Source organism: Cedecea neteri (genome assembly GCF_000758325.1).
GTDB classification, from domain to species: domain Bacteria; phylum Pseudomonadota; class Gammaproteobacteria; order Enterobacterales; family Enterobacteriaceae; genus Cedecea; species Cedecea neteri_B.
The window spans coordinates 2,984,017-2,998,718 of record NZ_CP009459.1 but is presented as its reverse complement, the minus strand read 5'-3'; the positions used below and the strand labels follow the sequence as shown (position 1 = coordinate 2,998,718).

The window sequence follows — 14,702 nt, the reverse complement described above, 5'->3', positions numbered from 1 at the left end:
CCGCCACTATAGGCGGCGGCTTGAGTATTACTTAACGCATCGAGAGCACTGTGAGGCCTGAATTTTCTGGAAGAAGTCGTTGCCTTTGTCATCCACCAGGATGAACGCCGGGAAGTCTTCCACTTCGATTTTCCAGATAGCTTCCATACCCAGTTCCGGGTACTCCACACACTCCAGGCTCTTGATGCTATTTTGCGCCAGCACCGCCGCCGGGCCACCGATGCTGCCCAGGTAGAATCCGCCGTGTTTGTGACAGGCGTCGGTTACCTGCTGGCTGCGGTTGCCTTTCGCCAGCATGATCATGCTGCCGCCGTTGGCCTGCAGCTGATCCACGTAGGAGTCCATGCGGCCCGCAGTGGTCGGCCCTAAGGAGCCGGATGCGTAGCCGTCCGGCGTTTTGGCCGGGCCTGCGTAATAAATCGGGTGATCTTTCACGTACTGCGGCAGATCTTCCCCGTTATCGAGACGTTCTTTCAGTTTAGCGTGAGCGATGTCACGCGCCACAATAATGGTGCCGGTTAACGACAGGCGGGTGGACACCGGGAAGTCGGACAGCTGGGCGAGGATCTCTTTCATCGGGCGGTTCAGGTTGACCTTCACGGCCTCACCCTCGCCCGCCTGACGCAGCTCCTCCGGGATGTACTTGCCCGGATTGTGCTCCAGTTTCTCAAGCCAGATACCGTCTTTGTTGATTTTGGCTTTGATGTTGCGGTCGGCGGAGCAGGACACGCCCATCCCGACCGGGCAGGATGCGCCATGACGAGGCAGACGCACTACGCGGATGTCGTGCGCGAAGTATTTGCCGCCGAACTGCGCGCCCAGGCCAAGATTCTGCGCTTCTTTCAGCAGTTCTTCTTCCAGCTGCACGTCGCGGAACGCCTGACCGTATTCATTGCCTTCGGTCGGCAGACCGTCGTAGTACTTGGTTGACGCCAGCTTCACGGTTTTCAGCGTCGCTTCAGCAGACGTTCCGCCGATGACAAACGCCACGTGATACGGCGGGCAGGCCGCGGTGCCCAGCGTACGCATTTTCTCAACCAGGTAATCTTTCAGCTTCGCCGGGGTGATCAGTGCTTTGGTTTCCTGGTACAGATAAGTTTTGTTGGCCGAACCGCCGCCTTTGGCGATGCACAGGAATTTGTATTCGTCGCCATCCACGCTGTAGAGGTCAATCTGCGCTGGCAGGTTGGTGCCGGTATTCACCTCTTTGTACATATCCAGCGCGGCGTTCTGGGAATAGCGCAGGTTATCTTCAATAAAGGTGTTGTAGACGCCGCGGGACAGCGCTTCTTCGTCGCCGCCGCCGGTCCAGACACGCTGGCCCTTTTTACCCATAATGATGGCGGTGCCGGTGTCCTGGCAGGTCGGCAGAATGCCTTTGGCGGCGATGTCAGAGTTACGCAGGAACTGCAGCGCAACGTATTTGTCGTTCTCGCTGGCTTCCGGGTCGCTCAGGATGTCTGCCACCTGCTGCTGGTGCGCCGGGCGCAGCATAAACGAAGCGTCGTGGAAGGCATGCTGGGCCAGCAGCGTCAGGGCCTGAGGATCAACCTTAAGGATTTGCTGGCCGTCAAACTCGGCGACGGAAACATAGTCGGAGCTCAGGAGGTAATATTCGGTTGGGTCTTTCTGGAGCGGGAAAGGCTCCTGGTAATGGAAGGGTTTATTCGACATATTTCTCTCACTTGCGACAACAGTAACGTTAATTTTTATATTTCAGCGCAGGATCTTACGCTGCGTTCCAAAAACAAGTCATAACATGCTACACAATTTTTTAACAGAAACTGAGACTAATACGACTTTTTGTTGCCCTGGTTACTTCACGGCGGATAATTGGTTTAATAACTGAAACTTCGATTCAATGATGACAGGGACCTGAGATGCAAAAATTGATCAATGCGGTACAAAATTATGCCTGGGGAAGTGAAACGGCGCTAACGGAACTGTACGGCATCGCCAACCCACAGCATAAGCCCATGGCCGAACTGTGGATGGGCGCTCACCCAAAGAGTAGCTCAAAAGTGCTCGATGCCAACGGGCAACCGCACGCATTGCGCGATGTGATCGACGCCGACAAGCAAGCGCTGTTGGGGAAAGCGGTTGCTGAGCGTTTTGGCGAGCTGCCTTTTCTGTTCAAAGTCCTTTGCGCTGCCCAGCCGCTTTCCATTCAGGTTCACCCAAACAAAAAAGCCTCTGAAATCGGTTTTGCTAAAGAAAATGCAGCGGGTATTCCGCTTGATGCCGCAGAGCGTAACTACAAAGATCCTAATCACAAGCCTGAACTGGTCTTTGCCCTCACGCCGTTCCTGGCGATGAACGCCTTCCGCGAGTTCTCTGACATTGTGTCGCTGCTGCAGCCGGTTTCTGGCGCTCACCCGCTGATTGCTCATTTCCTGCAACAGCCTGGCGCAGAAAGCCTGGCGCAGCTGTTTGCCGGCCTGCTTAACATGCAGGGTGAAGAAAAAGCCCTGGCACTTGGCGTACTAAAAGCGGCGCTGAACAGCCAGCAGGGCGAGCCGTGGGAAACCATTCGCGTAATTTCCGAGTTTTACCCTGACGACAGCGGCCTCTTCTCCCCGCTGCTGCTGAACGTGGTTAAGCTTGAGCCGGGCCAGGCGATGTTCCTGTTCGCCGAAACCCCACATGCCTACCTGAACGGCGTGGCGCTGGAAGTGATGGCCAACTCTGACAACGTGCTGCGTGCCGGGCTGACGCCGAAGTACATCGACATCCCTGAACTGGTGGCCAACGTCAAATTTGAGCCAAAACCGGCCAATCAGCTGCTGACCCAGCCGCAGAAAAGCGGCAGCGAGCTGGACTTCCCTATTCCTGTAGATGACTTTGCCTTCTCCCTGCACGACCTGAGCACGCAGGAAGCTGCGCTGGCACAGCAAAGCGCGGCCATTGTGTTCTGCGTGGAAGGTGAAGCCGTATTAACCAAAGAGGCACAGCGTCTGGTGCTGAAGCCGGGTGAGTCTGCGTTTATTAGCGCCGCCGAGTCGCCAATTGCCGTCAGCGGCGTTGGCCGGGTAGCACGAGTGTTTAATAAACTTTAACTTACTGATCTTTTTAGCGCGTATTGCTAAGCTAGTAAGCATGTTGACGAAAACGCCTGTTATCAGGCGTTTTAAACGACTAACAAACCTCTGGCGAGAGAAGAGATACCAGACGGTTCGTTAAAAAACTGGAAAATCAATTCATTGATTTTCGGCTGATAACCACAAAGAGGGAAAAACCACGCTTTTTCTTTCTTTGTCAGCAATCTAAGACGCCTGTTATCAGGCGTTTTTCTTTCGCCCGGTGGAGGACGGCTGCCGGCTTCTATACATGGATAATGACACGATGAAAAAATCTCTGGTTGCGGTTGGGGTAATTGTTGCGCTGGGCGTGGTATGGACCGGTGGCGCCTGGTTTACGGGTAAACAGCTCGAAGGCCGTATGGCCGAAATGATTGATAACGCCAATTCTGAAATCAAAAACTCAGCGCCGGAATCAGGGATTGTGCTGAGCTATCAGGACTACAAGCGTGGGCTTTTCCACAGTTCGGTGCAGCTGGTTGTTAAACAGGTTGCCGGGACGAAAAATGCCCTGCTCACGCCGGACCAAAGCGTGTTATTCAACGAAACCATCGACCATGGTCCTTTCCCGTTCGCACAGCTGAAGAAATTCAACCTGATCCCGAGTATGGCATCGATCCACACCGAACTGGTGAATAACGACACCACCAAACACCTCTTCACGCTGACCAAAGCCAAGCCGCTTATCGGCGTGGAAACCCGCGTGGGCTACAGCGGTGCAACATCTTCGGATATCGCCCTGGCGGCCATTGACGCCACCGAGGGTGAAGACAAGTTCAGCTTCAGCGGCGGCAAGTTCACCGCCGACGTTGATGGCGCGGGCAATGAAATCGCCCTGTCCGGCTCAGCCGACAGCGGCCTGGTGAACACCGTTAACGAATACGGCCAGCGCGTACAACTCTCTTTCAACGGGATCAAAACCGACGGCGACAGCAAACGCAGCCTGTTTGACCAGCGCGTAGGTTCGCAGAAAGCGACTATCGATAAGCTGTCTATGGTTGTGGATGGCAAAGAAATTGCCGTCGTGGAAGGCTTTAACCTGAACGCAAAATCTGACGTGCAGGACGATAAAAAGCACTTCACCGGGCAGTTCGACTACAGCCTGGATGCGCTGAAAATCCAGAACCAGAACATGGGCAGCGGCAAGCTGACGCTCAAGCTTGGCAATATTGATGCCGCCGCGCTGCGCGAGTTTACCCAGAAATACAACGCTGGCGTGCAGCAGTTGATGGCCGATCCAGCGCTGCAGCAAAACCCTGAGCTCTACCAGCAAAAATCCGTGGAGCTGATTAGCGCTAACCTGCCGCTACTGCTGAAGGGCAACCCAATCATTACCGTCGCCCCGCTGAGCTGGAAGAACACGAAAGGTGAATCGACCTTTAATCTGTCCCTGTTTATGAAAGATCCGCAGGGCGCAACTGGCCCGGCCAATACGCCGGAAGAGCAGCTGGATCGCTACGTGAAATCTCTCGATGCGAAGCTGGTTATCCCTATGCCGATGGCTACAGGGCTGATGTCCCAGGTGGCGCAGCTGGAAGGCTATAGCCCGGAAGAATCAGACAAACTCGCCAGCCAGCAGATCAAAGGCCTGGCCGCCATGGGGCAGATGTTCCGCGTCACCAAGGTCGACGGCGATAACATCACCACCAGCCTGCAGTACGGCAACGGGAAAGCTTCGCTGAACGGGGAGCAGATGTCGCTGGGTGAGCTGTTCAGCATGTTTGCCCTACCAGCCGGTATGGGTGGCCCGGCGCTGCAGGATAACGACAGCGATGCCGTGCCGCAGCCGCAGGACGAAGCGCCGGGAGATGATGCTTCTCCGGACGCCGCCCCGGCACCTCAGCAGTAAGCCATACAAAAACCCGCCATTTGGCGGGTTTTTTAGTTTCTGTCGGCCAGTAGCGCCGCAAGCGAGTCCCGAATCTCCGGCCACTCATCGTCAATAATGCTAAATCTCACCGAATCACGCTTGCGGCCATCCGGCATGATTCGCTCGTGTCTGACTATCCCTTCCTGCTTCGCGCCTAATCTCAGAATCGCGCGGCGAGACTTTTCGTTAATCACATCCGTGGTGAACTGCACCCGTACGCAATCCAGTGTCTCAAACGCATATTGCAACATCAGAAATTTGGCTTCGGTATTGGCCCAGGTCCGCTGCCAGCGGGCGGCAAGCCACGTACTGCCAATTTCAAGCTTGCGGTTTTTCATATCTATTTTCCAAAACCGCGTGCAGCCAATCGCCTGTCCAGATTCAATATCCGTCGTCACGAACGGCAAAATAGTCCCTGCCTGACGCCCGTTGAGCGCATGCTGGATGTAGTCGTTTACCGTCTGCGCGGACGGCACAACGGTAAATGGCAAATTCCACAGCTCACCGTCCGAAGCGGCCTCAACCAGCAGTGGGGCATCGCTCAGTTCCAGGGGCCTAAGCTTGATACGCTGGCCGGTAAGTGTAGGAAAGTCGCTCATGTGATTCCTGCAAAAGTTAGTTTTTAATGGTGATTAAACGAGCCGGCATAATCTGGTTGCTGAACACCACGTCGCTTTCCTGGGCTCGCTGGAGAATCCTCTGCGCCGCGCTGCGGCCGATTTCTCTCGCAGGCGTCGTCACCCAGGTCATCGGCACGTCGTCCAGGTCATCCTCTGTGACTTCGGCAAAGCCTGCCAGCGCGATGTGCCGGTCGTAATAACTGTCCACGCTGCCGCCGCCCATCTGCCAGCCCGCGCGGGTCAGGCCGAACCACGCCCCCATCGCCACGGTGCTGTTGTGACAAACCACCGCGCTGATGGTCGGGAAATTGTGCAGCAGTTCCGTGATGGCATCCGCCGCCTGCTTCTGGCTCGGTTCACACTCGAGGATCCAGTCGCTATGGAAAGGCAGCCCATGCTGCATCAGGGTGGCGCAAAAGCCGCCCAACCGCTCCGCACGCGTTAACGACGAGCTACGCCCGCCCAGCCACGCAATACGCTGATGCCCGCGCTTAATCAGATGCTCGGTCACCATTTGCGCCGCCTGCATATTATCCGGGCGGATGATATCAACCTCGTCCAGATAACTTGCTCGTGAGGCAAACACCAGCGGCACCTTATTCTGGACTGCCATATCCCGCAGGTCCGCGCCCTGGCCTGCCGCACCGGCAATAATAATGCCGTCCACGCCCTGGGCCACCAGCGTGTCGAAACAGCGCTGCATATGCTGCCCCTGGCTACCGCTCTGGGTCAGAAACAGAAGCTGCCCCTGCTGCTCCAGCGCTTCCGTTAACCCGGCGGTCAACTCCGCATAAAAAGGATTACAAAGGTCGCGGACAATCAGGCCAATCACCCCGCTCTGCCCACCGCGTAGCGAAGCCGCCTGGCGATTACGCACGAAGCCTAACTTTTCGATAGCCTCATTCACCCGCTGACCGGTGGCGGTGGAGATCCTGCCCTTGCCGCTAAGCACCAGCGATACCGTGGTCACCGAGACACCTGCGGCCTCGGCAACCTCGTTGATAGTGATTCTTTTGGTCAGCGTCGACATCGTTAAGTCAGATCCTCCGTGAATCGATAAATATAAAGATAAAACGTTTTACTTATGCTGGCATATTCAACTTCATTATGCGCGGTAATTCTGCGATCGTCCTCACGATAAAATTGGGTAAAACGTTTTATCATTTTCAAACTTTACTTACACAACACCTCATTTTAACCGGGTCAAGGAGTCGTGATGGCGGCTAATACACCACAAAAAAAATCACTTTGGGAGTTTTTCCAGAACCTCGGCAAAACCTTTATGTTGCCGGTGGCGCTGCTGTCGTTCTGCGGCATCATGCTTGGGATCGGCAGCTCGCTGAGCAGTCATGACGTTGTGACCGAGATCCCGTGGCTGGGCAACCCGGTCTTACAGCTGATCTTCACCTGGATGAGCAAAATGGGCTCATTCGCCTTCAGCTTCCTGCCGGTGATGTTCTGTATCGCCATCCCGCTGGGCCTGGCGCGTGAGAATAAAGGCGTGGCCGCCTTCGCCGGTTTCGTCGGCTATATGGTAATGAACCTGGCGGTTAACTTCTGGCTGACCGCTAAAGGCATCCTGCCGACAACCGATGCGGCAATCCTCAAAGCCAACAACATTCAAAGCGTGCTCGGCGTGCAGTCGATTGATACCGGTATTCTGGGCGCGGTCATTGCCGGGATTATCGTTTATCTGCTGCACGAGCGTTTCCATAACATTCGCCTACCGGACGCATTAGCATTCTTCGGCGGCACCCGCTTTGTGCCGATTATTACCACCCTGGTGATGGGGCTGGTTGGTCTGGTTATCCCGCTGATCTGGCCGATTTTTGCCGCCGGGATCAATGCTTTGGGCTACATGATCCACAGCGCAGGTATCTTTGGCCCGATGATCTTCGGCACCGGGGAACGTCTGCTGCTGCCGTTCGGCCTGCAGCACATTCTGGTGGCCCTGATTCGCTTCACCGAAGCGGGCGGCACAATGGACGTGTGCGGTCATACCGTGAGCGGCGCGCTGACTATCTTCCAGGCGCAGCTGAGCTGCCCGACTACCCACGGCTTCTCTGAAAGCGCAACGCAGTTCCTGTCTCAGGGTAAAATGCCAGCCTTCCTCGGCGGCCTGCCAGGTGCAGCGCTGGCGATGTACCACTGCGCTCGCCCGGAAAACCGCCATAAAATTAAAGGGCTGTTGATCTCCGGCGTGATTGCCTGCGTCGTGGGCGGCACCACCGAACCTATCGAGTTCCTGTTCCTGTTCGTCGCGCCGGTGCTGTACCTGATTCACGCCGTGCTGACCGGGATTGGCTTCACCATGATGTCCGTGCTGGGCGTGACCATCGGCAATACCGACGGCAACATTATCGACTTCTTCGTCTTCGGCGTGCTGCACGGCCTGTCCACCAAATGGTATATGGTACCGGTTGTGGCCGCGGTATGGTTTGCTGGCTACTATGCTATCTTCCGCTTCGCTATAACCCGCTTTAATATCAAAACCCCAGGGCGCGATATTGAAACCACCACCGCAGAAAAACCGGTTGGCGGCCACACGGGCAAATCCGGCTATAACGTGCCGGCTATTCTGGCGGCGCTGGGCGGCAGCGATAACATTTCGACGCTGGATAACTGCATCACCCGCCTGCGTCTGTCGGTTAAAGACATGTCTCTGGTGGATACCGCAGCCCTGAAGGCCAATCGCGCCATCGGCGTGGTGAAGCTCAACGAGCACAACCTGCAGGTGGTTATCGGGCCACAGGTTCAGTCGGTAAAAGATGAGATGGTCGGCCTGATGCGCACCGTCGAGGCTTAATTCACCAAAGAGCGCTTCGGCGCTCTTAATTATCCGACAAAGAGGGCAAACGCGGTTTTCCCTCTTTGTGGTTAAAAGCTGTGAGGTTTTATGTTTGATTTTTCTGTTCCGGTTGACCGCCACGGGACCTGGTGCACCCAGTGGGACTACGTGGCTGACCGCTTCGGCGCCGCCGACCTGCTGCCCTTCACCATCTCCGACATGGACTTCCCTACCGCGCCCTGCATTCTTGATGCCCTGCAAAAAAGATTGGCCCACGGCGTGCTTGGCTATAGCCGCTGGAAGAACGACGATTTTCTCTCCGCCATCGCCCACTGGTATCAGCAGCGTTTCGGCAGCAGCATCGATCCGGAGAGCGTAGTCTACGGGCCTTCGGTGATTTACATGGTTTCGCAGCTTATACGCCAGTGGTCGCAGCCGGGTGACGGCGTGCTGATTCACACCCCCGCGTACGATGCGTTCTACAAAGCAATTGAAGGCAACCAGCGTCAGGTTCTGAGCGCGCCGCTACAAAAAACTGCGGAAGGCTGGCGCTGTGATATGGCAGAGCTGGAAACCCTGCTCGCCCGGCCTGAATGTAAAATCATGCTGCTTTGCAGCCCGCATAACCCAACGGGCAAAGTCTGGGCACGGGAAGAGCTACAAACCATGGCTGAACTTTGCGAACGCCACGGCGTGCGGGTTATCAGTGATGAAATTCATATGGATATGGTGTGGGGCAATAACCGTCACATTCCATGGTGCGAAGTTGACCACGGCGGCTGGGCGCTGCTCACGTCCGGCTCCAAAAGCTTCAACATCCCGGCACTCACCGGTGCTTATGGGCTGATAAATAATGCGAACGATCGCCAGCAGTACCTGAACGTACTCAAAGGCCAGGACGGTCTTTCCTCTCCGGCCGTGCTGGCGATTGTGGCCCATATCGCCGCCTACCGTGAAGGCGAGTCCTGGCTTGATGCGCTGCGGGACTACCTGCAAAGCAATTTGCAGTTCGTGGCCGACAGGTTAAACCAGGCGTTTCCCGAACTGAGCTGGCAGCCGCCGCAGTCCACTTACCTGGCCTGGATTGATTTACGCCCGCTAGGGCTGGACGACAAAGCCCTGCAGAAGGTCCTAATTGATGAGCAGAAAGTCGCCATCATGCCAGGCTACACCTACGGTGAGGAAGGCAACGGTTTTGTACGCCTGAATGCCGGGTGTCCGCGCGGCAAACTTGAGGCAGGCGTCGAGCGACTTATCAATGGGATCCGTTCGTTGATATAGCCGTGTGAATGCTGAATTGAAAAAGCCCACTAATGTGGGCTTTTAGTGTGCAGAAGCTTAGAAACGGTAGCCTACGCCCAGCATCCAGGTACCCACTTTCACTTCGTCGAGCTTCGAATATTCATACGATGCGTCGATAGCAATGTTGGAAACCGGGTTAATCTGCAGGCCCAGGCCGTAAGCCGCAGAGGTTTTGCTCTCGCTCTCAGAATCACCGAAGGCAGACACTTTCACTTTACCGGTACCCAGACCGATCAAGGCATAGGCGCTGACGTATTCGTTAAAGCGATAAGAAGGGCCCGCGGTGACTGAATAGTAATCCAGATCGCCATTGCCAATTTTTTGGCCGTAGTAGTAGAAATCATAACCCTGATGGGTATACGCGAAAGAGCCAACCACGCCCCAGTTGTTATCGATTTCATAGCGATACTTAACGTTGAAACCTTTTGGGTTGTCGTCGAGTTTATCACCATCAACTTTCACATTGCTCTGAGCATAACCGATAGAGATTGTGCTTTCGCCTTCCGCGTAGACGTTTGCAGACGCAACAGATAGACCGGCCAGAATAGCCAGTGCTAATACCTTTTTCATTATATTTTTCCGTAAGTTGTTTGAAGCGGACGCACTCTATCATGAAGGGCGTAACAGAGTGTAACTACGCTAATTGGTAGTTGAAGCGATAAAAATTCCCGTCAACATTGCCTGTCCATTCATCGCTTCGTCATTTTTCCGACACCCAATCGACACACAATCTTCACCCGCTCCCCTTAAGCTTTTCACCATTAAAAACAGGAGCACATCATGCACGTTTTTTCCGGTGAAATTCCCTTCGGTCATGCCGTTCACACCTTCCTTGTGGCAGACAATACCCCGGCGATTAGCCTGACGGGCACGACGCTGCGCACCGGGCACCTCTACTGCTACCTTTACGACAGCCACCAGCAGCTAAGAGCCTCGGTGATGCTGCAAAAACCTGAAAAGGTGCTTACAGTCTGCGCGGACTGGGCTTCCATCGGTGCTCTGCCGGGTGAACTCCCCGCCGGAGAATGGCAGTTGCATATCTATAACGTCATCGGTGAAACTCGCTCGCCACAGCCAATGAGTTATCAACTGAACATCAGCTTTGACGCACTGGCCGCTCCCGTTGATTTTGAAAAACAAGACGTGCTGCGCCCGGATCACCAGATCGTTTTTGACTACCAGCGCACGCTTAGCGATCGTCCAGGCTGGTATCGTGGTGACCTGCACGGCCATACCACGCTGTCCGACGGCAACAACACGCTGCCTGAGGCACTGGATATCATGGCTTCGCAGGGGCTGGATTTCTTCTTCCTGACCGAGCACAACTTGTCCCACGCCTGCCTGCCGCGCCACGACAGCGTGCTGCTGCTGCCGAGCATTGAAGTCACCGCCGACAAAGGCCACCTGAACGTTCACGGCCCCGCCGCCACGCTGAATATGCTTCATGCGGACTACAGCAGCCGCGGTCTGCTCACTCAGGGCATTGCGCTCAAACGGTCAGAAAGCGTGCTGAGCGTAAACCACGTCATGCTGCACCCGTGGAGCTGGCTTTATAACGACATGCCTATGGCGGATATCGACGTGCTGGAAGTACTCAACGATCCGACCTGGAAAAACGCCACCACCGCGAACGAGCAGGTAGTTGAGATCTTCACCACGCTGTGGAACGCGGGACACCGAATTTATGCCGTCGGCGGAAGCGACTGCCATATGCAGCCCCATGAGCGCTATCCGCAGGCGACCGAGCCGTCAATTTACGGCGACCCGGCAACCTGGGTTTATGCCGAGGCGCTCAGCGGAGAGGCTATTCTTGCCGCCCTCAAAAGCGGGCATTGTTACTTCGAACGCCGCTGCGGCCTGACGTTCAGCCTGAACGACGGTGCGCTGCTGCCGGGCGACGCCGCCGACGGCAAACAGATCGCATTGACTGTAGCGGTAAAAGATAGCGAACACCGCTACACGCTCCAGGTTGTGTCGGACGCGGGCATTCTGGCTGAATACTCCCTGGAAAATACTCCGCAAGACATTCACGCAGATATGACAAAACATGCGTGGATTCGCTGGGATATTCGCCGTGAGGACGGCACGCTGGAGGGCATGATCAACCCTGTTTACTGCGCTCAGCATCCGCTGTTTCTCTCGCCAGTAGGCGCTACCTGGGGCGAGGTGACAGGCCACCTTGAATTTCCCCGCAGCATCGATTCAGAGTAATTTTTAAGCACTTTCGTCTGGTTATCTTTTTGGTTTGTAAAATTTTGAAATTATTTAATGTGAATATTTAGTCGTTCTGCTTTGCATAAAACCGCTAAAAACGACGAAAATGCTCCCTCATCATAGTCATAAAAATTAAGACCCGGTGACGCCTCGCTTCCCGGGTCTTTTTGTTGTTGAGAGAGACAATATGAGTTTATCTTCCGGCCACGCCTCGCATCAGGCCATTCCTCCCGGCTCGGGCGCGCTGTTCTTTATTCAGATGTTCGCCACCCTGGGCTTTGCGGTGCTTTACTCCACGCTGGTGCTGTACGTCACCAAGCGACTGGGCTTTAGCGAAGGCCAGGCCGATGCCATGATGGGGATCTTCGGCGCATTCAACTACGGGCTGCACCTGTTTGGCGGCTGCCTCGGCGGCCGCTATCTGAGTAACCGGAATCTGTTTGTGCTGGGCATGCTGCTGCAGGTCGCGGGATGCTATCTGATTGCCGAAGCGGGTCTGACGGGCCTGTGGTGGGGGCTGGCGATGTTCCTGAGCGGCAGCGGGCTGAACGTCACCTGCCTTAACATGATGCTGACCCAGCGTTTTGCGCCGGACGACGATCGCCGTGAAGCCGCCTTCCTGTGGAACTACGCCGGGATGAACCTGGGCTTCTTTATCGGCTTTACCGTGGCGGGCTACTACCAGTTGACCGAAAGCTACCGGGCGCTGTTCCTGTTTGCCACTCTCGGCAACGTCGCCGCCGTAGTCATTACCCTGCTCCGCTGGCCGGTGCTGGCCGATATCAGCACGCCGCTGCAGCACATCAAAGGGAAAGGGTTTTATCTGCGCATGGCTTTTGGCCTGCTAATCCTGATTCTTCTGGTTCCAGTCCTGCGTCTGCTGCTGGGCCATACCGAATTCAGCAGCACGTTTGTCATTGTGCTGGGGGCGCTGGTCTTCCTGTCGCTGTGCGTGATGACCGCCCGCCACCCTCGTAAACACGAGCGTCGCCGCATGGCAGCTTACCTGCTGCTGGCCGCCGGTTCGCTGGTGTTTTGGTCACTGTACCAACTGGCACCCATGGGGCTGACGCTGTTCGCCGAGCATAACGTCACCCTCAACGCTTTCGGCTGGGAAGTCTCTCCCCAGTGGCTGCAAAACATCAACACTATCGTCATCGTAATCGGTGGCCCGCTGATGGCCTGGCTGTTCAAACGCCTGCGCGATCGCGGCGTGCGCATCGACATTCCCGCCCAGTTTGCCTCTTCGCTGTTCTGTATGGGCGTTGGCATGCTGGTGCTGCCGCTGGGCATCTCCATGGCGGGTGCGGACGGCATGGTGGCGCTGAAATGGATTGTGCTGAGCTACATTCTGCAAAGCATCGGCGAACTGCTGATTTCCCCGGTGGGCTACTCGATGATCGGCAAACTGGCCCCTGCCAACCTGCAGGGCCTGATGATGGGCTGCTGGATGATGGTTACGGGCGTGGCCTCCGTGCTGGCGGGCTATGTTTCCGGCCGCATGCCGCAAAACAGCGGCAGTACCCCGGTACTGACCGACCCGGGCTACAGCAAAGTCTTTAGCCAGCTGGGCTGGGGCTCCGTCGCTACCGGCGTTATTTTACTGCTGCTGATCCCGCTGCTGCGCCGCCTGATCGAGCAAAAAAATACGGTTCAGGCTTGAGTCACTGAGTGCGGGGTAACCCGCGCTTTTTGTACTACCTCAAATGGCGGTTGACCCCCTTCCCGGCAGGAACTAAAGTTAATCGTCCACTCTTTCTCCCCGAGGTTTGCAACGAAATGAACAACTAATGCGCTCGCTGCCTGACTTATGCCAGTGTGAATACGCATTGCTGTTTATTATTGCAGTTTCGGCTGCGGCTTCTGCCGCGCATCTCGACGCTATTCCCTGGCTCTGCTTTTCACTCCCCAGAGGAAAATAAGATGCCTGATACATTGCCCCACTCTTCCGACTTACTCGAGCACAACCGCGCCGCATGGGATGCCCTTGCCCGCCAGCAGTGCAAATGGTCCCAGCCTGTCAGCGCCGACATCATTGCGCAAGCCCGCCGCGGCGAGTGGCAGATTCATTTAACGCCAGGCAAGCTCCCTGCCAGCTGGCTGCCGAACGTGCAGGGAAAACGCATTCTCTGCCTGGCGTCTGCCGGCGGCCAGCAGGCACCGGTGCTCGCCGCTGCCGGGGCGGACGTCACCGTATTCGACTTCTCTCAGGAGCAGCTCAATAAAGATCGCTTTGTTGCGCAACGGGACAAGCTGACGCTGACATTTGTCCAGGGCGATATGCGCGATCTGTCCCGTTTCGCGGATGAAAGCTTTGACTACATTATCCACCCGATATCCAACCAGTACGTGCCGGATACTCGCCCCGTCTGGCGCGGCTGTTATCGGATTTTAGCGAAAGGCGGAAAGCTGTTATCCAGCTTTTTTAATCCGGTTGTTTTCATCGGCGATCGTGCAGCCAGTTATGCCGAACAGGGCGTTATCCGCCCAAGATTCAGCCTGCCCTATTCTGACGTCAAAGACCTAACGGCTGACGAGCTGGCTGCGAAACAGGCGCGGGGAGAAGCGTTAGTCTTCGGCCATTCACTGGAAGAACAGATCGGCGGGCAGCTTGAGGCGGGTTTCGTCCTGGCCGGTTTTTATGAAGATAAGCAGCCCAATCCGCGTTTTTTGATTGACCAGTTTATGCCAACGTTTATCGCTACCTGCGCGATTAAATATGGGTTGGCAGCCGTCCGTGAGACAGGCGAATAAAAAGATCTTTTTTATTTAAATATGCTTACAAACAACTTTTTATAAAACCCAAAAACGGCCAGCCCTAAAAGCTGGCT

At 55.7% G+C, this 14,702-nt stretch carries 11 protein-coding genes; 7 read left to right on the top strand and 4 right to left on the bottom strand.

Annotated features, from left to right (window positions below; genetic code table 11):
- Window positions 1-27: 27 nt before the first annotated feature.
- Window positions 28-1,674 (bottom strand): class I fumarate hydratase FumA, encoded by a 1,647-nt coding sequence (gene fumA / locus LH86_RS14175; protein ID WP_008456390.1) that lies wholly within the window; start codon window positions 1,672-1,674, stop codon window positions 28-30.
- Window positions 1,675-1,880: 206 nt separating this feature from the next.
- On the opposite strand from fumA, the gene manA reads away from it, so the two are divergent.
- Together manA and LH86_RS14165 are read left to right on the top strand one after the other, a co-directional pair.
- Window positions 1,881-3,056 carry a mannose-6-phosphate isomerase gene (gene manA / locus LH86_RS14170; RefSeq protein ID WP_039302477.1) on the top strand — a complete coding sequence of 392 codons (1,176 nt, stop codon included), beginning with the start codon at window positions 1,881-1,883 and terminating at the stop codon, window positions 3,054-3,056.
- 286 nt (window positions 3,057-3,342) lie between these two features.
- Window positions 3,343-4,926 carry a YdgA family protein gene (locus LH86_RS14165; RefSeq protein ID WP_039306200.1) on the top strand — a complete coding sequence of 528 codons (1,584 nt, stop codon included), beginning with the start codon at window positions 3,343-3,345 and terminating at the stop codon, window positions 4,924-4,926.
- A 32-nt stretch (window positions 4,927-4,958) separates the two neighbouring features.
- On the opposite strand, the gene LH86_RS14160 is transcribed toward LH86_RS14165, so the two are convergent.
- Window positions 4,959-5,546, bottom strand: coding sequence for a GNAT family N-acetyltransferase (locus tag LH86_RS14160; RefSeq protein WP_039302476.1), 588 nt, complete (start codon window positions 5,544-5,546; stop codon window positions 4,959-4,961).
- A 16-nt stretch (window positions 5,547-5,562) separates the two neighbouring features.
- Complete coding sequence (locus LH86_RS14155) at window positions 5,563-6,597, bottom strand: Mal regulon transcriptional regulator MalI (protein WP_039302474.1); 1,035 nt, start codon at window positions 6,595-6,597, stop codon at window positions 5,563-5,565.
- Window positions 6,598-6,783: 186 nt separating this feature from the next.
- Here LH86_RS14155 and malX point away from each other — a divergent pair, with 186 nt between their 5' ends.
- Window positions 6,784-8,373 carry a maltose/glucose-specific PTS transporter subunit IIBC gene (gene malX / locus LH86_RS14150; protein ID WP_008456400.1) on the top strand — a complete coding sequence of 530 codons (1,590 nt, stop codon included), beginning with the start codon at window positions 6,784-6,786 and terminating at the stop codon, window positions 8,371-8,373.
- A gap of 90 nt (window positions 8,374-8,463) precedes the next feature.
- Window positions 8,464-9,636, top strand: a complete 1,173-nt coding sequence (locus LH86_RS14145) for a MalY/PatB family protein (RefSeq protein ID WP_039302472.1) — start codon at window positions 8,464-8,466, stop codon at window positions 9,634-9,636.
- A 57-nt stretch (window positions 9,637-9,693) separates the two neighbouring features.
- On the opposite strand, the gene LH86_RS14140 is transcribed toward LH86_RS14145, so the two are convergent.
- Window positions 9,694-10,227 (bottom strand): Ail/Lom family outer membrane beta-barrel protein, encoded by a 534-nt coding sequence (locus LH86_RS14140; protein WP_419655715.1) that lies wholly within the window; start codon window positions 10,225-10,227, stop codon window positions 9,694-9,696.
- A gap of 210 nt (window positions 10,228-10,437) precedes the next feature.
- Here LH86_RS14140 and LH86_RS14135 point away from each other — a divergent pair, with 210 nt between their 5' ends.
- The 3 genes from LH86_RS14135 (at window position 10,438) to LH86_RS14125 (ending at window position 14,625) form a co-directional block, all read left to right on the top strand.
- Window positions 10,438-11,868 (top strand): CehA/McbA family metallohydrolase, encoded by a 1,431-nt coding sequence (locus LH86_RS14135; protein WP_039302464.1) that lies wholly within the window; start codon window positions 10,438-10,440, stop codon window positions 11,866-11,868.
- 190 nt (window positions 11,869-12,058) lie between these two features.
- On the top strand, window positions 12,059-13,534 hold the full coding sequence (locus LH86_RS14130) for a peptide MFS transporter (protein WP_039302462.1): 1,476 nt from the start codon (window positions 12,059-12,061) through the stop codon (window positions 13,532-13,534).
- A gap of 260 nt (window positions 13,535-13,794) precedes the next feature.
- The gene (locus LH86_RS14125; RefSeq protein WP_039302459.1) at window positions 13,795-14,625 is read left to right on the top strand and encodes a class I SAM-dependent methyltransferase; all 831 of its coding nucleotides are present in this window, start codon (window positions 13,795-13,797) and stop codon (window positions 14,623-14,625) included.
- Window positions 14,626-14,702: the final 77 nt, after the last annotated feature.